The sequence below is a fragment of the Citrobacter sp. MGH103 genome, assembly GCF_001034475.2.
GTDB classification, from domain to species: domain Bacteria; phylum Pseudomonadota; class Gammaproteobacteria; order Enterobacterales; family Enterobacteriaceae; genus Citrobacter; species Citrobacter freundii.
The window spans coordinates 4,363,023-4,384,288 of sequence record NZ_CP073043.1; the positions used below are offsets into that span (position 1 = coordinate 4,363,023).

Annotated in this window: 22 protein-coding genes; 3 read left to right on the forward strand and 19 right to left on the reverse strand. The window is 52.4% G+C overall.

The genetic code is table 11. From position 1 onward, the window contains the following. The first annotated feature begins 88 nt into the window (after positions 1-88). Positions 89-844 (forward strand): HTH-type transcriptional regulator UlaR, encoded by a 756-nt coding sequence (gene ulaR, locus SK33_RS21090; protein WP_003025646.1) that lies wholly within the window; start codon positions 89-91, stop codon positions 842-844. Here ulaR and yjfP read toward each other — a convergent pair. Beyond that, positions 841-1,590: an esterase gene (gene yjfP / locus SK33_RS21095; RefSeq protein WP_048219860.1), complete on the reverse strand. Its 750-nt coding sequence runs from the start codon at positions 1,588-1,590 to the stop codon at positions 841-843. The two genes, ulaR and yjfP, sit on opposite strands and share 4 nt — an antisense overlap. 181 nt (positions 1,591-1,771) lie before the next feature. Here yjfP and bsmA point away from each other — a divergent pair, with 181 nt between their 5' ends. Further along, complete coding sequence (gene bsmA / locus SK33_RS21100; protein WP_003025640.1) at positions 1,772-2,101, forward strand: biofilm peroxide resistance protein BsmA; 330 nt, start codon at positions 1,772-1,774, stop codon at positions 2,099-2,101. Between the two features lie 147 nt (positions 2,102-2,248). Next, positions 2,249-2,524, forward strand: a complete 276-nt coding sequence (gene yjfN, locus SK33_RS21105; RefSeq protein WP_003839497.1) for a DUF1471 family protease activator YjfN — start codon at positions 2,249-2,251, stop codon at positions 2,522-2,524. An 85-nt stretch (positions 2,525-2,609) separates the two neighbouring features. On the opposite strand, the gene SK33_RS21110 is transcribed toward yjfN, so the two are convergent. From SK33_RS21110 to mutL, 18 genes are all read right to left on the reverse strand, one after another. After that, the gene (locus SK33_RS21110) at positions 2,610-4,232 is read right to left on the reverse strand and encodes an isovaleryl-CoA dehydrogenase (RefSeq protein WP_048219862.1); all 1,623 of its coding nucleotides are present in this window, start codon (positions 4,230-4,232) and stop codon (positions 2,610-2,612) included. A gap of 84 nt (positions 4,233-4,316) precedes the next feature. Beyond that, a complete protein-coding gene (locus tag SK33_RS21115) occupies positions 4,317-5,483 on the reverse strand; it encodes a glutathionylspermidine synthase family protein (protein ID WP_032948382.1) in 1,167 nt (388 codons plus the stop codon). 2 nt (positions 5,484-5,485) lie between these two features. Beyond that, positions 5,486-6,127, reverse strand: coding sequence for a DUF1190 domain-containing protein (locus SK33_RS21120; protein WP_048219864.1), 642 nt, complete (start codon positions 6,125-6,127; stop codon positions 5,486-5,488). A 9-nt stretch (positions 6,128-6,136) separates the two neighbouring features. Next, the gene (locus SK33_RS21125) at positions 6,137-6,535 is read right to left on the reverse strand and encodes a DUF350 domain-containing protein (protein WP_032948378.1); all 399 of its coding nucleotides are present in this window, start codon (positions 6,533-6,535) and stop codon (positions 6,137-6,139) included. Between the two features lie 19 nt (positions 6,536-6,554). Beyond that, a complete protein-coding gene (locus tag SK33_RS21130) occupies positions 6,555-7,214 on the reverse strand; it encodes a YjfK family protein (protein ID WP_003025624.1) in 660 nt (219 codons plus the stop codon). Between the two features lie 58 nt (positions 7,215-7,272). Then, positions 7,273-7,971, reverse strand: coding sequence for a PspA/IM30 family protein (locus SK33_RS21135; RefSeq protein ID WP_048219866.1), 699 nt, complete (start codon positions 7,969-7,971; stop codon positions 7,273-7,275). A 15-nt stretch (positions 7,972-7,986) separates the two neighbouring features. Further along, positions 7,987-8,391, reverse strand: coding sequence for a YjfI family protein (locus SK33_RS21140; RefSeq protein ID WP_003025618.1), 405 nt, complete (start codon positions 8,389-8,391; stop codon positions 7,987-7,989). Between the two features lie 114 nt (positions 8,392-8,505). Continuing rightward, on the reverse strand, positions 8,506-9,237 hold the full coding sequence (gene rlmB / locus SK33_RS21145) for a 23S rRNA (guanosine(2251)-2'-O)-methyltransferase RlmB (RefSeq protein WP_048219869.1): 732 nt from the start codon (positions 9,235-9,237) through the stop codon (positions 8,506-8,508). Positions 9,238-9,307: 70 nt separating this feature from the next. Then, positions 9,308-11,770 (reverse strand): ribonuclease R, encoded by a 2,463-nt coding sequence (rnr, locus tag SK33_RS21150; RefSeq protein ID WP_048219871.1) that lies wholly within the window; start codon positions 11,768-11,770, stop codon positions 9,308-9,310. A 156-nt stretch (positions 11,771-11,926) separates the two neighbouring features. Continuing rightward, positions 11,927-12,352 carry a nitric oxide-sensing transcriptional repressor NsrR gene (gene nsrR, locus SK33_RS21155; RefSeq protein ID WP_003025609.1) on the reverse strand — a complete coding sequence of 142 codons (426 nt, stop codon included), beginning with the start codon at positions 12,350-12,352 and terminating at the stop codon, positions 11,927-11,929. Between the two features lie 216 nt (positions 12,353-12,568). Then, positions 12,569-13,867 (reverse strand): adenylosuccinate synthase, encoded by a 1,299-nt coding sequence (gene purA / locus SK33_RS21160; protein ID WP_003025606.1) that lies wholly within the window; start codon positions 13,865-13,867, stop codon positions 12,569-12,571. 102 nt (positions 13,868-13,969) lie between these two features. Beyond that, entirely contained in the window at positions 13,970-14,167 is a 198-nt protein-coding gene (locus tag SK33_RS21165) for a DUF2065 domain-containing protein (RefSeq protein WP_003025602.1), read from the reverse strand. Between the two features lie 82 nt (positions 14,168-14,249). Beyond that, positions 14,250-15,254, reverse strand: a complete 1,005-nt coding sequence (gene hflC / locus SK33_RS21170; protein ID WP_003025595.1) for a protease modulator HflC — start codon at positions 15,252-15,254, stop codon at positions 14,250-14,252. Positions 15,255-15,256: 2 nt separating this feature from the next. Further along, complete coding sequence (gene hflK / locus SK33_RS21175) at positions 15,257-16,510, reverse strand: FtsH protease activity modulator HflK (RefSeq protein WP_003025593.1); 1,254 nt, start codon at positions 16,508-16,510, stop codon at positions 15,257-15,259. 189 nt (positions 16,511-16,699) lie between these two features. Continuing rightward, positions 16,700-17,980 (reverse strand): ribosome rescue GTPase HflX, encoded by a 1,281-nt coding sequence (hflX, locus tag SK33_RS21180; protein WP_003025589.1) that lies wholly within the window; start codon positions 17,978-17,980, stop codon positions 16,700-16,702. Positions 17,981-18,054: 74 nt separating this feature from the next. Continuing rightward, positions 18,055-18,363: an RNA chaperone Hfq gene (hfq, locus tag SK33_RS21185; RefSeq protein ID WP_003025584.1), complete on the reverse strand. Its 309-nt coding sequence runs from the start codon at positions 18,361-18,363 to the stop codon at positions 18,055-18,057. A gap of 84 nt (positions 18,364-18,447) precedes the next feature. Continuing rightward, positions 18,448-19,398 carry a tRNA (adenosine(37)-N6)-dimethylallyltransferase MiaA gene (miaA, locus tag SK33_RS21190; RefSeq protein ID WP_048219873.1) on the reverse strand — a complete coding sequence of 317 codons (951 nt, stop codon included), beginning with the start codon at positions 19,396-19,398 and terminating at the stop codon, positions 18,448-18,450. Then, the gene (mutL, locus tag SK33_RS21195; RefSeq protein WP_008323056.1) at positions 19,391-21,262 is read right to left on the reverse strand and encodes a DNA mismatch repair endonuclease MutL; all 1,872 of its coding nucleotides are present in this window, start codon (positions 21,260-21,262) and stop codon (positions 19,391-19,393) included. The genes miaA and mutL overlap by 8 nt, the downstream gene beginning before the upstream one ends. Between the last annotated feature and the right edge of the window lie 4 nt (positions 21,263-21,266).

The window sequence follows — 21,266 nt, forward strand, 5'->3', positions numbered from 1 at the left end:
CATCCCGGCATTTTTTTCCCATTTACTTTAGTATTTCCAGGCTATTTCAAATATCATCTTTTCAAATCAATTTGTATCGGAATAGCTCATGACTGAAGCACAAAGACATCAAATATTGCTGGATATGCTGGCGCAGTTGGGCTTTGTTACCGTTGAGAACGTAATTGAGCGTCTGGGGATTTCACCCGCCACAGCGCGCCGGGACATCAACAAGCTCGACGAAAGCGGCAAACTCAAGAAAGTACGCAACGGCGCAGAAGCTATTACCCAACAGAGACCGCGCTGGACGCCAATGAATCTGCACCAGGCGCAGAACCACGATGAAAAAGTTCGCATTGCCAAGGCAGCATCCCAGCTTGTGAATGCGGGTGAAAGCGTAGTGATCAACTGCGGATCGACCGCTTTCCTGCTGGGTCGCGAAATGTGCGGCAAGCCGGTGCAGATCATCACCAATTATTTGCCGCTGGCGAACTATCTGATCGACCAGGAGCATGACAGCGTGATCATCATGGGAGGGCAATATAACAAAAGCCAATCCATCACGCTTAGCCCGCAAGGCAGTGAAAATAGCCTGTATGCCGGACACTGGATGTTTACCAGCGGCAAAGGGTTGACCGCGGACGGACTGTATAAAACCGATATGCTGACCGCGATGGCCGAGCAGAAGATGCTTAACGTGGTAGGCAAACTGGTGGTACTGGTCGATAGCAGTAAGGTCGGTGAACGCGCGGGGATGCTGTTCAGTCGCGCCGATCAAATCGATATGCTCATTACCGGTAAAAACGCGAACCCTGAGATTCTGCAACAGCTTGAAGCTCAGGGCGTGAGCATTATGCGCGTTTAAAGGTGCTGGCGGAAAAACGTCACTGTTGCGGCCAACGCTTCTGGCGTGATGCGATGTCGTACGCCCGCTTCCCACAGGCAGGTCAGATTGTTGTCCAAACCTGCCTGAATCAGCGCTTGCTGTAAGCGGAAGGTTTCAACAGCCGGTACAACATCATCATCCTGTCCATGCCACAGCAGCAACGGCCTGTCGGCGAGGCGTGGCAACTGATGCGTAACGTCCCATTCGGCAAGCGGGGCGATAACGGCATCAAATTCCACCTGTTGCTCTGGGGTCTGAACCAGTAAAGGAGGAAAAAGCGTCTGCGCAAGCCGGGTAAAATATCCTGAGCCCATCAGGCTGGCTACACATTTAACCTCAGGATGGCGCGCCATTATGCCCAATGCAGTCATTCCTCCCATCGATGCCCCACCGACGGCAAGCCGCTCATCTGAAAGCCAATTTTCTGCCACCAGAGCCGCACGTAACGTCGTAAACTCCTGCATGTTTTGCTGCAATATATGCCAGAAGCGGAACATTCGCTCCTGAGCATTACCGTTAAATCGGGCGCCATGTTCGGGCGCATCTGGCATGACGACGCGAAACCCGGCCTGAGCCAGCGCAACGGCAAAATAACTGTAGACCAGACTTGAAGATGTAAACCCGTGATAAAAGAGAATACAAGGGAGTGAACATTCGCGTTTACCAGCCGGAACGGCGTGCAGGACAGGGATACCAGCTAACTGTCGTGTCTCAATTTCTATCATTTGTTGCCCCTTTTTTTCTGGTATGCCATGCAGCAATACTTAACGCAAGCGAATGTGTTCGGTAATGATTCATAATGTTGAGAACTGGGTTACGCTTTCGCAACATTTTCATTCGAAAATCGCGTGAGAGATAACAATTCGGGAACATTCCCCTAAAGGGAAATTAATAAGGCACTACACTATGGCTATCAGGAAACGAGATAGAGTTATGCGTCGGTTTGCCTCTTTGTTGCTGGTTATGTTTTTAAGCGCCTGTAGCGTGCTACAGGGAACGCCGCAACCCGCACCGCCCGTTGCCGACCACCCGCAGGAGATCCGCCGTGACCAGAGTAATGGGTTACAGCGATTAGGGACGGTTAGCGCGCTGGTTAGAGGCTCTCCGGATGATGCGCTGGCAGAGATCCGTGCCAAAGCCGTCGCGGCTAAAGCTGATTACTACGTGGTTTTATTAGTAGATGAAACCATCGTGACAGGCCAATGGTATTCACAGGCAATTTTGTATCGTAAATAACATTGGGTTGAAATTTAGTCAGCTTTACATTGCTTTGCGCCTCTATGCGTTTACCTGTGCACAATAAACCAACAGCAGGAAGCTTGAGGTTTATTATCGCGATGGAATGCCCTGCCGTGTGTAGGGGTACGAATAATGGAGCTGACGATGAAACAATCTCTTGCCTTATCCTCACTGCTGCTTTCTGCCGGACTGGCAGGCACTACGGCGCAGTCTGCCGAATTCGCCAGTGCTGACTGCGTTACTGGCCTGAACGAAATTGGCCTGATCTCTGTCAGTAACATTGCAGGGAATCCGCAGGATGTAGAACGTGTAATCGCGTTAAAAGCGGATGAACAAGGTGCCTCATGGTATCGGATCATTCAGATGTACGAAGACCAGCAGCCCGACAACTGGCGCGTACAGGCCATACTTTATGCGTAACAGATTGCCGGATGGCGTAAACTTATCAGACCTGGACTGAGCGTAGGCATGATAAGACGCACCCGCGTCGCCATCAGGCAAGTTATTACCGTAACCCCCCCGTTGCCCGCAGGAGCAAATCGTTCAGCACCTGTTCAGACAATCGTAGTCCACCCCGCGTATCAAGCATCATTTGGCACCAGGCCTGCGCCACTGGCGGAGAAGAATAACGCAACATCTGCGCCCCGCAACCGAGCAGGAAAAGCTGCTGCGTAATCTCTCGTCCCAATGCCTCACTGGGTTTACGTAAACGCTGCTGTAGCTGACGTACCATTCGATCGTAATGTCGATCTTGCCCCTTCACCTCCGCAAAGGCTTCGCTGAGCATATCGTAGATGCCGGGTTGTTTTGTCAGTACCCGCAATACATCAAGGCACATAATGTTGCCGGAGCCTTCCCAGATACTGTTTACCGGCATCTCACGATACAGGCGCGGCAGCTCACTCTCCTCGCAATAGCCAATCCCGCCCAGCACTTCCATCGCTTCAGCCACAAACGGCATACCGACCTTGCAAACTGAGAATTTCACCGCAGGCGTGAACAGCCTGGCCCACAGCGCTTCTTTGGCATCAGCACGACGGTCCCAGGCCCTCGCCAGTCGAAACAGTAGCGCCGTCTGACCTTCCAGTTGGAGCGCCATCCGGCCTAATACCTGACGCATCATCGGCTGTTCAATCAATGGCTTGCCAAAAACCTGTCGCTGGTGCGCATGATAAATCGCGACGGAAAAAGCACGTCGCATCATGCCGTGACTGCCGAGCGCGCAGTCAAAACGCGTCATCCCGCCCATCTTCAGGATATGGCGGATACCCTCCCCTTCTTCGCCCAATAGCCAGCCAATCGCATCGTGGAATTCAACCTCGCAGCTGGCGTTGGAGCGGTTGCCTAACTTATCTTTCAGTCGTTCAAGACGGATGGCATTACGCTGCCCGTCAGGTAAAAATCGCGGTACAAAAAAGCAGGATAAGCCGCCCTTTGCCTGGGCCAGCACCAAATGGGCATCGCTTTGCGGTACGGAGAAAAACCACTTATGTCCCACCAGCCGATACGAGCCGTCGACAAGACGTTCTGCCTGAGTGGTATTGCTCAGCACATCTGAACCACCCTGTTTTTCGGTCATACCCATACCAATCAGTAGCCCGCGCTTTTGCCCTGCGGGCAGTAAATGCGAGTCATAACGGTCGCTTAGCAGCGGCGTCAGCCAGTCGTGAAAGGGGGCGGGTAACATTTGAAGTAACAGCGGCGTAGCGGCAAACGTCATGGTCACCGGACACAACGTGCCTGCTTCAACCTGCGCATGCAGCATGAAACGCGCCGCCCGGGCAACAAATGTTCCCTGCCTCGCGTCTTCTTCCCAGGCCAGATTATGTACGCGGTTGGCGCACAATCCCTGCATCAGCAAATGCCAGGCAGGATGAAAACGCACATCATCCAGCCGCTGCCCCTGCGGGTCGTAGCGCAATAGTTCAGGTGGAAAAGCATTGGCCAGACGACCAAGTTCGAGCGACTCGGCAGTCCCTAGCTGCTGACCAATACTGGCGAGAAGATCGCTATCCCAGCCAGCGCCTTCACGGATAACCGCTTCGCACAGCGCGCCGTCGGACAAATATAAGTTACTGTTATTGAGCGGTACAGGTTGGTTAAAAACGGTATGCGTTTGCCAGTGCATTGTGTTTCCCTCCGTCAATGGACGTCGCCTTAAGTATGGTCAGAACCCCATGATTCGCGACGGAGGAAGATCACAAAAGTAGGGTTAGCCCGCAATATAGTGAGGAATAAAACGAGACGTATCTTTAGTGATCAACGTATTATCTTCGCGGATCCCCATACCACATGCTTCATCATCTACGATCCAACTGCCGATCAGCGTGTAGCTGTCGCCAAAGTGCGGTAACGGCTGAAATGCCTGATAGATCATCGGCTCTTCGGCGTAATCACCCTCAGCATGCTCAACGACCTGCTGCTGACCATCAAAAATGGTGACGTTTCCTCCCTCGCGGGAGAATATCGGTTTGCGCACATAGCTTTCACCTGGCGCAATTTGTGGCGTTTCACCGTCAAACCAGGCGGGTAGCAAGTTGGGATGATTGGGAAAGAAACGCCACAGTAACGGCATCAACCCTTTATTGCTGAGCACGCTCTTCCACAACGGTTCAACCCACTGTTCGCGGCGATGGCGCAGCAAGGGGCCATTCTCATCTCGCATCATCCACTCCAGGGGATAGAGCTTAAAGGCGCGACGAATGACGTTATCGTCAAGGTCTGTGAGAACGCCGCCAACGCCAAGCCCCAGATCCTCAACGTAAATAAATCGCGATTCTTGCCCGGCCTGCTGTGCGCAATCCTGTAAATACAGCACCGTGGTACGGTCTTCATCGGTATCTTCACAGCAGCAGAAATAGAAGGGATCCGGGCTATAAAGCTCAGCAAAACGGGAGATCAACCGCTCCTGAATAGCGTTGTACTGATCGGCATCGCGTGGAATCACCCCGTTGCGACGCGCATCTTCCAGCCATAACCACTGGAAATACGCTGACTCATAGAGCGACGTTGGCGTATCCGCGTTGTACTCCAGCAGCTTGACCGGCGATTTATTTCCGCACCAGACAAAATCCATACGGCCGTACAGAGAGGGATCGCGATTGCGCCAGCTTTCGGCAATAACGTCCCAGTACAGCGGCGGGATCGCCAGTTGCTGCATAATCTGTTCGTCGTTAACTGCTCGTTCGACGACATCCAGACACATCTGGTGCAGTTCCGCAGTAGGTTTTTCGATCTGCTCTTCCACTTGTCTGAGCGTAAAGCGGTAAGCCCGACTCTCATCCCAGTAGATTTCGTTATCGATAATATGAAAATCGAAACCGTGATCGTAAGCGATCCTGTCCAAATCTTGCCGAACAGGAACATCATGTCGCAGCATCGTTAACCTCCCCAGCGCCCACGCGCGCTGGACGAACGCCCGTAGCCACCGCGTGAAACCGTCGAAACTTTCTTTGTCGTATAGCTATGGCTGGTCGCGGTATCATTTTTTCCACTACCGGAACGCCAGCTGTAATCCCCGGAAGTCGTACGCCAGACCGGACGCGAAACATAGGATGAACCGCCGCTGTGGTAAACATACTGTTCGTCGCGATTTTTACGAATGACGCGACTGAGTAAAAAACCGGTGAATACAGGCACCCAGCTTTGATCGGTGCTGTCGAGATAGCAGTCGCCAAACTGGGTCTGACAGCTTTGCTTATTCATCTGCTTTGGCAGGTTGGAGTAGAACTCTGTTTTCGCATTGTTCCAGCCATCAGCACAAACGGTGGCGCTATTGCCATCGTCAATACATTCACTCACCGCGGAGTAAAAGGTACCGTCGCCATCGTTGTCTGCCCCTGCGTCATCACTACACCCCTTGAGGATAAAAAATGCCGCTCCGCCCATAATAGCCAGCGTCAGATACTTTCCGCTGTAACGACTGCGTTTTCTTACAAAGGGGTTAACCGGGCGATCGATTCGCGTGATAGCAGAATGCCCTGATGTTCTGTTTTTGTTTCCGGATTTACGTTTTCTTGCCATGATCGTCCATTACCATGTCATGCAGGCGGCGTTAAAAATGCCTCCCGCCAGCGCGGCGGTTCCCATAAATAGTCCCGCTGCGGTGTTGTGATTAATAATTTTTTCACTCAGTGCCGGCATATATAAACGCACGCCACCGTAAACGATAAGTTGTATCACCAGCGCGATACCGCCCCAGGAAAAATAATCCGGAATGCTGACGGCGTTAATTGCCGCGCTGGATAACGGAATAACGTAGCCAAGTAACGTACCGCTAAACGCCAGCGACGCCGCCATATTGTTATTTTTAATCAACTGCCATTCATTGTGCGGCGTAATTTTTGAGTAGATGACCAGAAAAACAATCACCATGGCTGCGCCAATAAAAAAATAGGCGCAGAAAGCCAGTAATGAATCCAGTATGTGCATTGTGTAACCTTCCCTGAAATTAACCAATTACATTAAGTGATGTTAATGGAATATCCACACCCAGCGCCCGCGAGAATACCCACTCAGGCTCTCCCAGCTCATTAAACGACTCTTCACCGTTCAACAGCAGGTATTCCCATGTATCCTCTGTAACCTGCCGCTGATAACCCATGGTAAAATTATGTACATCCCATGTGGCATGCTGATGATTTTCCACTTTTTCCAGCATATAAACCGGCTCAATGTTCCCCGGCTCTTCCTCGTTAAAAAAGCGCTGCCAGCGCTCTTCCTGCCAAGAGAGCGTTGGCGTACCTATCGCGGATGGGCTAATAGCAGACTGCCAGTTTTTTTTCTGCGAAATCCCGTAGCTTTCTGCATAAACAAAAAATTTGATATCGTCGATATCATCAATGTCTGAGCCGCCCGTGGTATTGATTTGCAGAAACTCTTCTCCGGACGTGTAGTAGCGAAAAATCTGGCTTCCGCCGCCTAAATCGATGTGGCTAATCGCGGCGACGGTGTACTCTTCGCCGGGAAATTCGATCAATAAAGCCTCTTCTAACAGGCGAAACGCCAATGTATTGAGCGTAAACCCGGCATTCAGATGTAACCCCAACGGCCCGCGAACTGGCGCAGCAACATCCGCTTTACCAAATAAACGCTGGAAAAAACTCGTCATCATTTATCCTTAATGATGTGCCAGCCTCCGGTCGATGCTGGCATATATCGCCGTATGATTACTCGCCTTGCTGGCGCTGCAATCGTGCCAGCACATCCTGAGCAGAACTTTTATTGCTTGCGCCAATACCTGCTTCGGCCAGCTTCTCGTCAAGGTCACGCCCATCCGCAACTTTTTCCAGCTGTGCGGCAGCATCCAGACGCGCCTGACGCTCTGCCTGGCGCATTTGCAAACGCTTGAGCGACTCCGCGGCGGTAGACACGCTGGAAGACGCGCCCACAGTTGATGTGGTCACGGCCTGCTGGGCGCGCTGCATCGCTTCTGTCGCCTTTACCACCTCCAGCTGCTGCTCAAACTGCGCAATCCGTTGTGTGGTTGCACTAACCGCTTTTTCGACGCCATCACGAGAGCTCTCAAGGTTAGTGAGCACTTGCTCTTCAGCGGTAATGACATTCTCCAGACGGGCAATTTCTTCTGCAACCTCGTTAATCAGAGACGGGTTAGCGTTTTTACTCAGAGCTTCCAGCGCTCGCGTTTCCAGACTACTCTTGCGTGCCTGCAGATCGCTCAACTTGTCATGACTCAGCTTCACGTGCGCCAGCAGGTCAACCCGCGATTTGCCGGCTTTATCCAGTTCGCCCTTCGCATCACGAATATGTTGTTCCAGCATCCGCACACCCTGCGCTTCTTCAATTGACTCTTCCGCCTGAGAAAGTACGGACTTGCCGAGGGTAAACAGGCTTTTTAAAATTCCCATAAATAGCGTTCCTTGTTATTCGTGAGTGTATTCTTCAGTGATTTCAGCCAAATCCAGAGCGTTATCCGCAAGCGTCGTCATCTCCAGGACCACATCATCCAACGATGAGTTCAGGGAAAGCGCCCCAAATGCGACGTAATATTCATCATGCTGAACGCGTGAAATCCCCACGGAAGACAGAGGAAGGAGTTTCTGATTACGCAATAAGAAAACATTAAACTCATCTTGCTGATGAATACTGCTGACAGGACAAATAATGGTTTCAATAATAATCTGGCGGGATGTAAATAACACACTGAGCGGCAAATCGCCATAATCATTCATTTTAATAATTAATGACCGCTCATTATTTTCAATATCTATATTTAATTCTTGAAGAGTTTGTAGTGCTTCAGCAAGCACCTGCGGATTCCATGCCATATATTTCCCATATATTAGTTAATTAGAAATAAATATCATTTTTCAGCCTTTATCATACTTGTTTAAGATAAAAAAAACCATCCGAATCAGGATGGCTTTTTCCGAAAATTAAGCTTAGCTGCGCTGACGGACTGCTTCAAACAGGCAGATGCCCGTCGCAACTGAAACGTTCAGCGACGAAACGCTACCTGCCATCGGGATGCTGATGAGTTCGTCACAGTGTTCACGGGTCAAACGGCGCATACCTTCACCTTCTGCGCCCATCACCAACGCCAGACGTCCGATCATTTTGCTCTGGTAGAGAGTATGGTCGGCTTCACCAGCGGTTCCGACGATCCAGATATTCTCTTCCTGCAGCATACGCATGGTGCGCGCCAGGTTGGTCACGCGGATCAGCGGTACGCTTTCTGCCGCACCGCAGGCCACTTTTTTCGCCGTTGCATTCAACTGAGCGGAACGATCCTTCGGTACGATTACAGCATGTACGCCAGCGGCATCGGCGCTACGCAGGCATGCCCCCAGGTTATGCGGGTCGGTGACGCCATCGAGGATCAAAAAGAACGGCTGATCGAGCGTAGCAATCAGATCCGGCAGATCGTTTTCCTGATACTGACGCCCAGGCTTCACGCGAGCAATAATCCCCTGATGTACCGCACCCTCGCTTTTCTCATCCAGAAACTGACGGTTAGCCAGTTGAATGACAACACCCTGTGCTTCCAGTGCGTGGATCAGCGGCAGCAGGCGTTTATCTTCACGACCTTTGAGAATAAAGACGTCCTGGAAGCGCTCAGGCGCACGTTCCAGCAGAGCCTGCACCGCATGGATGCCGTAAATCATTTCACTCATGAATGTACTCGTTAATAGTTTATGCATAACGCGGGCAACACGAGATTGCCCGACTTACTGTTTATGGCAGTTATTGTGCGACTTTCTTTTTCGCCGCACGTTTAGCTTTGGTGGCGGCAGCGATTTTAAGCGTTTTTGCCGATGGCTTTTTCGCTTTTTTGTCGCCTTTCTTCTCAGCCGCATTCTTTTCCGCCTGAGGTTTGGCTCTGCCTTTTTTCTCGCCGCGGAAAGCACTGTCCGGCTCGAAATTCACCTTTTTGCCCATCTGACGACGTTTACCGGTATTTTTACCCGCATCGCTTTTTTTGGCTTTTTCGCGCGCAGTTTTACCTTCATTACGCGGCGCACGTTCGCTGGAGATCAAGCTAAAGTCGATCTTACGCTCGTCCATGTTGACTGCTTCCACGCGAACTTCCACGCGATCGCCCAGGCGATACATCTGACCGCTGGATTCCCCCGTCAGGCGCTGCCCAACCTGGTCGAAACGATAGTAGTCGTTATCCAGAGAGGAGACATGCACCAGACCGTCGATAAACAGCTCATCAAGACGGACAAAGAAACCAAATCCGGTGACGCTGGCAATCACGCCTTTGAAGACATTCCCCACCTGATCCAGCATGAAGTCGCACTTCAGCCAGTCAGAGACATCGCGCGTGGCTTCGTCAGCACGGCGCTCGGCCATCGAACAGTGCTGACCCAGTTGCAGCATCTCTTCCATCGAGTAATGGTAGCCACCCGTTTCCGTGGTGTTGCCTTTATGACCCTGCTCCTGCGCCAGCAGATACTTAATCGCCCGGTGCAAGGAGAGGTCCGGGTAACGACGGATCGGTGAAGTAAAGTGTGCATAAGATTGCAGCGCCAGGCCGAAGTGACCACGGTTTTCCGGATCGTAAATCGCCTGCTTCATCGAACGCAGCAGCATGGTTTGCAGCATTTCTGCGTCAGGACGGTCAGCAATCGACTCCAGCAGTTCAGCGTAATCGCGCGGCTCAGGTTTGTTGCCACCTGGCAGCTCCAGTCCCAGCTCTGCCAGGACGGAACGGAACGAGTTAATCGCTTCGGTCGTCGGCTTATCGTGAATACGGAACAGCGCTGGCTCTTTGGCTTTCTCAACGAATCGCGCCGCTGAGATGTTCGCCATGATCATGCACTCTTCAATCAGCTTGTGCGCGTCGTTACGCTGCGTCTGCTCAATACGCTCAATACGGCGTTCAGCATTGAAGATAAACTTCGCCTCTTCACTTTCAAACGAGATACCGCCGCGCTCTTCGCGGGCTTTATCCAGCACTTTGTAGAGGTTATGCAGCTCTTCAATGTGTTTGACCAGCGGTGCGTACTGCTCACGCAGCTCCTGGTCGCCCTGCAGCATGTGCCAGACCTTGGTGTAGGTCAGACGTGCATGGGAACTCATGACCGCTTCGTAGAATTTAAAGCCGGTTAAACGGCCTTTCGACGAAATGGTCATTTCACAGACCATACACAACCTGTCCACCTGCGGGTTGAGCGAACACAATCCGTTAGACAGCACTTCCGGCAGCATCGGAACAACCTGCGACGGGAAGTAAACGGATGTGCCACGGCTGCGGGCTTCCTGGTCCAGCGGAGTCGGCGGGCGAACGTAATAGCTTACGTCGGCAATTGCCACCCATAAACGCCAGCCGCCGCCGCGTTTCTTCTCGCAGTAAACCGCATCGTCGAAGTCACGCGCATCTTCGCCATCGATAGTCACCAACGGCAGGTCGCGCAGATCGACACGTCCTATTTTCGCCTCTTCCGGCACATCTTCTTTCAGCCCGGCGACCTGTTTCTCAACAGCCTGCGGCCAGATATATAGGATTTCATGAGTACGCAGGGCCATATCAACGGCCATGCTGGTTCCCATGTTGTCACCCAGCACTTCTACAATTTTACCCACCGCTTTGGTGCGGCGAGTCGGACGTTGGGTCAGTTCAACGACGACCACAAAGCCCATACGAGCGCCCATCACCTCTTCCGGCGGGATCAGGATATCGAAACTCAGACGGCTGTCGTCAGGGACGACAAACCCAACGCCAGCATCGGTGAAGTAGCGACCGACAATTTGGCTGGTTTTTGGCACCAGTACGCGCACAATACGCGCTTCGCGACGACCTTTACGGTCCGCGCCCAGCGGCTGCGCCAGCACCTGATCGCCATGAATGCAGGTTTTCATCTGCTCGCTGGACAGGTACAGGTCATCTTTGCGGCCTTCAACGCGCAGAAAGCCGTAGCCATCACGGTGGCCAATAACGGTACCTTTCAGCAGGTCGAGACGCTCCGGCAGCGCATAGCACTGACGACGGGTGAAGACCAGTTGTCCGTCACGCTCCATCGCGCGCAGACGGCGGCGCAGTGCTTCCTGCTGCTCTTCACCTTCAATGTTGAGTTCAGCGGCCAGCTCATCACGGTTGGCCGGTTTTTCACGTTTAGTTAAATGTTCGAGGATAAATTCCCGGCTTGGGATAGGATTCGCGTATTTTTCAGCTTCGCGTTCCTGGAAAGGATCTTGTGACATTGAGGTTCCTCCATTGTCAGCTCTGATGGAATTCCTTCGTCTTTCACGACGCCTCTTTGTTGGCTGCCTTTGCTCCCACCAGTCACTTACTTTTGTAAGCTCCTGGCGACTCGCTCAGTTGCCGCCGCGATGCGACGCGAAATACTTTGGACTTCATTACTCCACCAGCAATAATTTATAAAGCGGTTGATTCTCTTCAACCAAATCAGCAAGTGTGTAGTTGTCCAGCTCCGTGAGAAAACTTTGCACTGCCTTAGAAAGCGCCTGTTTGAGTCGACAGGCTGGGGTAATGTGGCAAAACTCGCTGCTACAATTGACCAACGATAAGGGTTCCAGCTCGCGAACCACATCACCAATACCAATATCCTTAGCGGGTTTACCCAAGCGGATACCGCCATTTTTTCCTCGAATAGCAGTAACAAAGCCCGCCCGGCTAAGTTGATTGATTATTTTGACCATATGATTACGGGACACGCCGTAGACTTCTGTCACCTCAGAAATACTGGTCATACGTCCTTCGGGAAGTGACGCCATGTAGATTAGCGCACGTAATCCGTAATCGGTGAAACTTGTTAACTGCACATCAACCTCAGGAAAAGGGATAAAACGGATAAACCTGGTGGTATTAATTATATTGATGATAAACCAGCCACCAGCCAGGTCGCTAATTTATTTCAGTTCGGGAAGGAAAAAAGCGAGGAACTTACGTGATTTTAAGCCGGATTCTGATGCAAAGCACCTTATCCGGCTTGAGATATTGCAAGCGCAGCGCCATTCGACGCCACGCTATAACCAGAATTATGCGTCGAACGGGTCGCGCAGGATCATGGTTTCAGTACGGTCTGGGCCAGTTGAGATAATATCAATCGGCACACCGGTCAGTTCTTCAATACGCTTGATGTAGTTCAGTGCAGCCTGCGGCAGACCGCTACGTTCCTTCACGCCGAAGGTAGATTCAGACCAGCCCGGCATGGTTTCGTAAATCGGCTCGATACCTTTCCAGTCGTCTGCTGCCAGCGGAGTAGTCGTTACTTCACGGCCATCCGGCATACGGTAAGCGACACAGATTTTCACCTCTTTCAAACCGTCCAGTACGTCCAGTTTGGTCAGGCAGAAGCCAGACAGGGAGTTAATCTGTACTGCACGGCGTACAGCAACGGAGTCCAGCCAGCCGGTACGACGACGACGACCGGTGGTCGCACCATACTCGTTACCTTGTTTGCACAGGAACTCGCCAACGTCATCAAACAGTTCAGTCGGGAACGGACCCGCACCTACACGAGTAGAGTAAGCTTTGATGATACCCAGAACGTAGTCCACATAACGTGGGCCCAGGCCAGAGCCGGTTGCCACGCCACCTGCGGTGGTGTTGGAGGACGTTACGTACGGATAGGTACCGTGGTCGATATCCAGCAGCGTACCCTGCGCACCTTCAAACATGACGAAATCGCCACGCTTACGCGCCTGGTCCAGCAGATCGGAAACATCAACAACCATCGAGGTCAGGATGTCGGCGATAGCCATCACATCATCCAGCACTTTCTGGTAGTCAACTGCTTCAACTTTATAGAAATTCACCAGCTGGAAGTTGTGATATTCCATCACTTCTTTCAGTTTTTCAGCGAAGGTTGCTTTATCAAACAGATCGCCAACACGCAGACCGCGACGAGCTACTTTGTCTTCATAAGCCGGACCGATACCACGACCGGTAGTACCGATCGCTTTCTCGCCACGCGCTTTCTCACGAGCGTTATCCAACGCAACGTGATAATCAAGGATCAGCGGACAAGCTTCAGACAGCAGCAGGCGCTCGCGAACCGGGATACCACGATCTTCCAGTCCTTTCATTTCTTTCATCAGCGCGGACGGAGACAGAACAACACCGTTACCGATGATGCTGATGACATTCTCGCGAAGAATACCTGATGGAATAAGATGGAGGACGGTTTTTTCACCGTTGATTACGAGAGTATGGCCTGCGTTGTGACCACCCTGGTAGCGCACAACATATTTAGCCCGTTCAGTCAGAAGATCGACGATCTTCCCTTTACCTTCGTCACCCCATTGGGTGCCCAGTACGACGACGTTGTTACCCATTTTTCAAAATCACCGTTTGCTTAAAAATGGATTCTACCACCGCTTTTTCAGATATACAGCACTTTTTGCATGCGAAAATCCGCAAATTAGTCTACTTATTAATCAGCCAATCGTTTTCCTCAACATGTAGTAGACCACTACGCCCGCAACCACAAGACCTCCACCAAAACGACGCAAAATATTTTCGGGAAGTTGCGCCATTGCAGAGATCATTTTCTTCCATGCGCTGGGATAAAGCATCGGACCCAGCCCTTCCAGCACCAAAACCAGCGCGAGCGCCAGCAAAATTGTTGAATTCATCCATCGCCCTTATATAAAAAGAAAACCACCGCATCCCTGGAGATGCCGGTGGTTTTGCTGCTTTAAAACCGCTGGAACGCGATTAGCGTGTCGCGGAACTCGGTGTCTTCATGTAGCGGAAGAAATCGCTGTCCGGACTCATGACCATCACGTCCTGGTTGCCTTCGAAGCTCTTCTCGTAAGCACGCAGGCTACGGATGAAGGCGTAGAAGTCTGGATCCTGACTAAATGCATCGGCAAACAGCTTAGCGGCTTCTGCATCGCCTTCACCGCGCATGATACGGCCCTGACGCTCAGATTCTGCCAGCGTTTTAGTGACTTCATAGTCCGCCGTTGCACGCAGTTTTTCCGCCTCTTCCTGGCCTTGTGAACGATGGCGACGCGCTACCGCTTCACGCTCAGCGCGCATACGGTTGTAGATAGCCTCGGACACTTCAGCAGGCAGGTTGATTTGCTTAATACGCACGTCAACCACTTCGATGCCCAATGCCGCCATACTGTTCGGGTTGATGACCGGTACTTTACCGTTCGTTTCAGCCTGAACACGTTCAGCCGCTTCGGCAATCGCGCTATCTGCTGCCGGAGTCGCCACTTCATCTTCCGTGCCAGCAGAACCGGAGTTCAGCGCGTCACGAACTTCCAGGGTCAGACGACCGCGGGAATCGGTAACGATATCCTTCACGTCCAGACGACCAATTTCAGAACGCAGACGGTCAGAGAACTTACGTTTCAGCAGGACTTCCGCCTGAGAAACATCGCCACCGCCCGTTGCCAGGTAGTAACGGCTAAAGTCACTGATGCGCCACTTGATGTAGGAGTCAACAATCAGGTCTTTCTTCTCTTTGGTAACAAAGCGATCGGCCTGGTTGTCCATGGTCTGAATACGCGCATCGAGCATCTTCACAGATTCAATAAACGGAATCTTGAAGTGCAGGCCTGGTGCAACGACCAGCGGCTTGTTTTCATCGTCACGCAGAACTTTACCAAAGCGCAGAGTAATACCGCGCTCGCCTTCTTTGACCACAAAGACAGACATGAACAGAACTACCAGAACGATGATGATAATCGCAATAACTGACTTACGCATCGTTATTCCCCCTGACGCTGGTAGTCGTTACGCTGCGCATTCGCGCGGCGTTGGTCCATAATATCGCCCTGACTGGTGGACGATGTATTGCTTGCTCCAGTGCTGGAAGTCGTTGCTGGCGGCAGACGCAACAGGTTTGAACTGCTGTCAGTCTTTGCTGCTGGCGCACTACCACCTTTCAGCATTTGATCCAGCGGCAGAACCATCAGATTGCTGCCTTTATCGTTAACCAGGACTTTGCGGGTATTGCTCAGCACTTTTTCCATGGTTTCGATATACAGACGCTCACGGGTAATTTGCGGTGCGGCTTTATATTCCGGCAGAATTTTTGCGAAGCGAGCCACTTCACCCTGTGCTTCCAGGATGGTCTGAGTCTTATACGCACGCGCTTCTTCCAGAATACGCTGAGCCTGACCGTTTGCACGCGGCTGAACTTCGTTGGTGTACGCTTCTGCTTCACGAATGTACTGCTGTTCGTTTTCACGTGCTGCGATAGCATCGTCAAACGCGGCTTTTACTTCTTCCGGCGGACGTGCTGCCTGGAAGTTGACGTCCAGCAAGGTGATACCCATGTTGTACGGACGGATTGTTTCTTCCAGTTCCCGCTGGGTATCGCTACGAATAACGGTACGCCCTTCGGTCAGGATACGGTCCATGGTGTATTTACCGATAACCCCACGCAGGGCGCTGTCAGTTGCCTGACGCAGACTGTCATCCGCACTGGTTACGCTAAACAGGTAACGCTGCGGATCGGTCACGCGGTACTGTACGTTCATTTCGACGCGCACGACGTTTTCGTCAGAGGTCAGCATAACGCCGGATGCGGCAAGTTCACGCACGGCTTCAACGTTGACCGGTGTCACTTCATCGATAAAGGTCGGTTTCCAGTTCAGACCCGGTTCAACCAAATGGCTGAATTTACCGAAGCGTGTCACCACGCCACGTTCCGCTTCTTTAATGGTATAGAAACCGCTAGCCGCCCAGATAATGACGATGGCGGCCGCTGCGATAGTAAAGACTCGCCCGCCCAGTTGCGGACGCGGGCCTTGCGATGAACTACCGCCGCCAGAACCAGTACCTTTACCGCCACCCAGACCACCGAGCTTTTTACTCAGTTTGCGGAAGATATCGTCCAGATCGGGAGGCCCCTGCTCGCGACCACCTTTGTTTCCATTTCCCTCAGGGTTGCCGCCAGGTTTGCTGCTTCCCCAGGGGTCGCGGTCTTGTCCGTTATTACCGGGCTGATTCCACGCCATTTTTGTGCTCCATATTTGTTATGCGATGCTATACCTGCGTCTTTTGCGCTGCCGATGCGTTGGCTGCGTCCCTCAACTCCAGTCACATAGTTGACTATGCTCCTGGAGATTTCAGGACTTGCCGCCTTCCTGCCGCACAAAATCCACAAGGTATAGAGGCGAAAAAATCTTCAGGCCATATCCGTCAGATCAGACAACATAGTCTTCCAGTGCCGGTTCTTGTTTACAGAGGCGACGCCAGTCTACGATCGGCATACGAACCTGCAGACCTACGCTGCCGTCTTCCTCCATCCACTCTTTTTCTATTGCCTGAAGTTGATAAAACCGGCTTCTCAAACGCCCTTCCTGCGGCGGCAAACGCAACGTATGCTGCGCCACCTCACCGGAAAGTCGCTCAGTCAAAGCCTGAAAAAGTTGTGGTATACCAATCCCCGTTTGCGCTGATACCCAAACGCGAATGGGTTTATTCTCTTCATCTCTATCGATACGCGGCTCAAAGTCATCCAACATATCGATTTTATTCATCACCAGCAGGGTCGGGATCTCATGTGCATCGATCTCTTCGAGCACCGTGTCGACTGCCTCGATGTTTTCCTGCACACGAAAATCTGCAGCATCAATAACGTGCAGCAGCAATGTCGCCTGACGTGTTTCCTGCAAGGTGGCTTTAAATGCCGCCACCAGGTCGTGCGGCAAATGGCGGATAAACCCTACGGTATCCGCCAGCACGGTCTCACCCACGTCCGCCACGTCTATGCGGCGCAACGTTGGGTCCAGGGTCGCAAACAGCTGGTCCGCTGCATAAACCCGGGCTTCGGTGATCTGGTTGAACAGGGTGGATTTTCCGGCGTTGGTATATCCCACCAGTGATACGGTTGGGACATCCGCTTTCTTGCGCGACTGCCGCCCCTGCTCACGTTGCTTTTCAACTTTTTCCAGGCGCGACTGTATTTGCAAAATGCGATTACGCAGCAAACGACGGTCGGTTTCGAGCTGGGTTTCACCCGGACCACGCAAACCAATCCCGCCCTTTTGCCTTTCAAGGTGGGTCCAGCCACGGACCAGACGCGTAGCCATATGGCGCAACTGCGCCAGCTCAACCTGCAACTTACCCTCATGGGTGCGCGCACGCTGGGCAAAAATATCTAAAATAAGACCGGTCCTGTCGATTACAAGACACTGGCACAACTGTTCCAGGTTACGTTCCTGGGCGGGGCTCAGAGCATGATCAAAAATCACCACCGCAGCGCCAGTCGCTTTTACGGCTTCGGCAATTTCGATTGCCTTACCTTCACCAACAAAATACTTCGGGTGCGGTGCTTTACGGCTCCCGGTAATCACCTGCATTGCTTCGACACCGGCGGAAGAAACCAGAGATTCAAACTCCTGGAGGTCTTCCATATCTTTGTCTTGCGAAAAATAGATGTGTACCAGTACCGCCTGCTCACCGGCATCATAACGGTCAAACAAGCGTCAACCCCTTAATATAAATCAACGGGGAACGCAGGATCGCTGGCTCCCCGTATGTAAAACAGCTAATAACCTTATTCGGTTTCTTCGCTGTCCTGTTGCGCAGATGAACCTTGCGCGTTGCTACCGTGATGGTAGTTGCTGCCAGTGCCGCCGGTGGCGTTATTGCTGTGATGAGAAACCGGACGAGACGGGACAACAGTAGAAATCGCGTGCTTATAAACCATCTGGCTGACCGTGTTTTTCAACAGGATCACGAACTGATCAAAAGACTCGATTTGACCTTGCAGCTTAATACCATTCACCAAATAAATAGAAACTGGAACACGTTCCCGACGCAGTGCGTTCAGGAACGGATCTTGTAAAGATTGCCCCTTAGCCATTCTCTCTTTTCCTTATATGCTTATTTGTACTTTGAACCTTTCGATTCTGAAAAATTGCGCACGATACGTTTCAATTGTACACATTCAGTTCGCGATAGCACCAACAACCTGTAATACTTCGTTTCGCGCCTGGTCAGGCTTTTCACTGTCAAGCCAGTGCACCCCTTCCCAACCACGCAACCAGGTTACCTGTCGCTTCGCCAACTGCCTCGTGGCGCAAACACCTCTATAAACCATTTCATCGTATGAAATTTCACCTTCAATGTATGACCACATCTGGCGATACCCTACACAACGAATGGAAGGCAAATCCGTATGCAAATCTCCACGGGCAAAAAGCGCCCGGACTTCTGCTTCAAAACCTGAAGCTAACATCTGATGAAAACGCTGCTCAATTCGCTGATGGAGCAGTTCACGGCCCGCCGGGGCGATTGCAAACTGATGCACCTGATACGGCAAAGCATCTCCTGACGTTTGCGTCAGCTCCGTTAAAGTTTTACCCGAAATGAAAAAAACTTCCAGTGCCCGGGAAAGTCTTTGCGGATCATTTGGATGAATACGCGCCGCAGCCACCGGATCGATGTCCTGAAGCTGTCGGTGTAACGCGTCCCAACCCTGCTCTGCCGCCTGCTGCTCAATTCTGGCCCTGACTTCCGGGTCCGCCGACGGTAACGGCGACAGCCCTTCAAGCAAGGCTTTGAAATATAACATTGTGCCGCCCACCAGCAACGGGATACGCCCCGCGGCGGTGATGTCGGCCATCTCGGCTAACGCATCGCGACGAAAATCCGCAGCGGAGTACGCTTGCGACGGATCGCGAATATCCAGTAATCGGTGCGGCGCGGCCTGTAATTCATCTGCATCGGGCTTGGCTGTACCGATATCCATCCCCTTGTAAATAAGGGCGGAATCAACGCTTATCAACTCTATGGGCAAAACTTTACGCAATTCAATTGCGAGTGCCGTTTTACCGGAGGCCGTTGGCCCCATCAAAAAAATCGCCTTTGGCAGGCTCGCCTTACGGGTATCACTCATGTTTCAGGGCATTCATTACCGAATGTAAATCAACAGGTTGTAACAAACCACCCGGCGGTGCCTTCACGAGTTGTGGGCAAAGCCGCTCAACATCCGCTAACAGCGTAATCGCCTGTGCCATACTCCACTGTGGATGCTCGCTAATCAGGTTACGTGCGATCCACTGCGCAATATTGCCCGGCTCGAATACGGATTGCTGCGCCAGGTAGCCTATCAGTTCAGGAATCAAGATTTGTAAATTTTGTTGGCGTAAGGGTAAAGGCACCGCCCGGATGGTCACATGCTGCGCATCCAGTTGAAATTCAATGCCCAGCTCAGCCAGTTGGCTCTGTCCTTTTTGCAGCGCCGCTTTTTCATCGGCGTTGACTTTTAACCGTAAAGGGATCAGCAACGGCTGGGCGCAAACGGTCCCCTGGTCCGGCGTTAATTGCGCCTGACGCAGCCAACGCTCAGCCACCGGTAATGCCAGCAACCGAATATGGCCATCGCACTCGAGTAACGCACAGTCTGCACCGACAATCGTTAGCACCCGGCCAAAGCCCTGACTGCTGCCACTCAGAGGTGCCGATGATGTTTCAGAGACCGGCGTTTTGCGCGTTGGAGCCGGCGTCTGCATCAGTTTCTGATAAATTTCGCCCTGCTGCTTTTGATATCCGGGTTGGGCATGAGGCCAACTGGCCCCCGCCTGACGGCCTGCGCCACTACTGCCGTTTCCAGCGCCAGCGGATGCTGAGTACCGCGGTGTTGCAGGTTCACGCGCGGGGGCAGGCTCGGCAAAATGGTTACGTCCGGCAGCAACACGGTTTTCCGGGATGTGCCTTGGAGCAGGTTCGTCCTCATCAGCCAACGGCAGCGGCGTTTCAAGCTGCTGTTGCAGGACGCTCAACACGCCCTGGTAAATAAAATCGTGCACCAGGCGGGATTGATGGAAACGGACCTCATGTTTAGCTGGGTGTACGTTGACATCCACTTGATGCGGATCGATTTCCAGATACAGCACAAAAGCGGGTTGTTGATCGGCTCCCAGCTTATCTTCACAGGCCTGGCGGATAGCGTGGTTGATCAGCCGATCTCGCATCATCCGACCATTCACATAACAGTACTGGATTTCTGCCAGTGCCGCCGTTGTGTGGTTAGGATCGGCCACCCAGCCACGCAGCGTTAAATCACCATGCTGCCATTCAATCGCCAGCGCATGCTCCAGAAACGGCGTGCCGCAAATCGCGCCCAGCCGGCGCTCTTTCTGCCCATCCACGGCCACTGCCCGGTACTGACGCACCACTTTGCCGTTGTGAGACAAATTAATCGTCACATCAAAACGCGCCAGCGCAATGCGGCGAATAATCTCGTCGATATGATTAAATTCAGTTTTCTCGGTGCGCATAAATTTGCGCCGCGCCGGGGTGTTGTAGAACAGATCTAACACCTCCAGTGTGGTTCCCACTGGATGCGCAGCAGGTTTTACCGTCACATCCATGTCGCGCCCTTCAGCATAGGCTTGCCAGGCCTCAGGCTGCTCTTGTGTGCGCGATGTCAGGGTTAAACGAGACACGGAGCTGATACTTGCCAGCGCTTCGCCACGAAATCCGAGGCTCACGATGGCCTCAAGATCGTCAAGCGAGGCTATTTTACTGGTGGCATGACGCGCCAGCGCCAGCGCCAGCTCGTCTTTTTTAATCCCGCAGCCGTTGTCACGAATACGGATAAGCTTCGCGCCGCCGCGCTCAATATCGATATCAATGCGCGTCGCACCGGCATCGATGCTGTTTTCCACCAGCTCTTTCACCACTGACGCAGGCCGTTCTACCACCTCGCCTGCGGCAATCTGGTTCGCCAGCTGTGGCGGTAGAACCTGAATCGGCATGGCT

What these genes read in the sequence shown, in the direction of transcription:
- ulaR (WP_003025646.1), top strand. Translation starts at nt 89, where the DNA reads ATGACTGAAGCACAAAGACATCAAATATTGCTGGATATGCTGGCGCAG.
- yjfP (WP_048219860.1), bottom strand. Translation starts at nt 1,590, where the DNA reads ATGATAGAAATTGAGACACGACAGTTAGCTGGTATCCCTGTCCTGCAC.
- bsmA (WP_003025640.1), top strand. Translation starts at nt 1,772, where the DNA reads ATGGCTATCAGGAAACGAGATAGAGTTATGCGTCGGTTTGCCTCTTTG.
- yjfN (WP_003839497.1), top strand. Translation starts at nt 2,249, where the DNA reads ATGAAACAATCTCTTGCCTTATCCTCACTGCTGCTTTCTGCCGGACTG.
- SK33_RS21110 (WP_048219862.1), bottom strand. Translation starts at nt 4,232, where the DNA reads ATGCACTGGCAAACGCATACCGTTTTTAACCAACCTGTACCGCTCAAT.
- SK33_RS21115 (WP_032948382.1), bottom strand. Translation starts at nt 5,483, where the DNA reads ATGCTGCGACATGATGTTCCTGTTCGGCAAGATTTGGACAGGATCGCT.
- SK33_RS21120 (WP_048219864.1), bottom strand. Translation starts at nt 6,127, where the DNA reads ATGGCAAGAAAACGTAAATCCGGAAACAAAAACAGAACATCAGGGCAT.
- SK33_RS21125 (WP_032948378.1), bottom strand. Translation starts at nt 6,535, where the DNA reads ATGCACATACTGGATTCATTACTGGCTTTCTGCGCCTATTTTTTTATT.
- SK33_RS21130 (WP_003025624.1), bottom strand. Translation starts at nt 7,214, where the DNA reads ATGACGAGTTTTTTCCAGCGTTTATTTGGTAAAGCGGATGTTGCTGCG.
- SK33_RS21135 (WP_048219866.1), bottom strand. Translation starts at nt 7,971, where the DNA reads ATGGGAATTTTAAAAAGCCTGTTTACCCTCGGCAAGTCCGTACTTTCT.
- SK33_RS21140 (WP_003025618.1), bottom strand. Translation starts at nt 8,391, where the DNA reads ATGGCATGGAATCCGCAGGTGCTTGCTGAAGCACTACAAACTCTTCAA.
- rlmB (WP_048219869.1), bottom strand. Translation starts at nt 9,237, where the DNA reads ATGAGTGAAATGATTTACGGCATCCATGCGGTGCAGGCTCTGCTGGAA.
- rnr (WP_048219871.1), bottom strand. Translation starts at nt 11,770, where the DNA reads ATGTCACAAGATCCTTTCCAGGAACGCGAAGCTGAAAAATACGCGAAT.
- purA (WP_003025606.1), bottom strand. Translation starts at nt 13,867, where the DNA reads ATGGGTAACAACGTCGTCGTACTGGGCACCCAATGGGGTGACGAAGGT.
- SK33_RS21165 (WP_003025602.1), bottom strand. Translation starts at nt 14,167, where the DNA reads ATGAATTCAACAATTTTGCTGGCGCTCGCGCTGGTTTTGGTGCTGGAA.
- hflC (WP_003025595.1), bottom strand. Translation starts at nt 15,254, where the DNA reads ATGCGTAAGTCAGTTATTGCGATTATCATCATCGTTCTGGTAGTTCTG.
- hflK (WP_003025593.1), bottom strand. Translation starts at nt 16,510, where the DNA reads ATGGCGTGGAATCAGCCCGGTAATAACGGACAAGACCGCGACCCCTGG.
- hfq (WP_003025584.1), bottom strand. Translation starts at nt 18,363, where the DNA reads ATGGCTAAGGGGCAATCTTTACAAGATCCGTTCCTGAACGCACTGCGT.
- miaA (WP_048219873.1), bottom strand. Translation starts at nt 19,398, where the DNA reads ATGAGTGATACCCGTAAGGCGAGCCTGCCAAAGGCGATTTTTTTGATG.
- mutL (WP_008323056.1), bottom strand. Translation starts at nt 21,262, where the DNA reads ATGCCGATTCAGGTTCTACCGCCACAGCTGGCGAACCAGATTGCCGCA.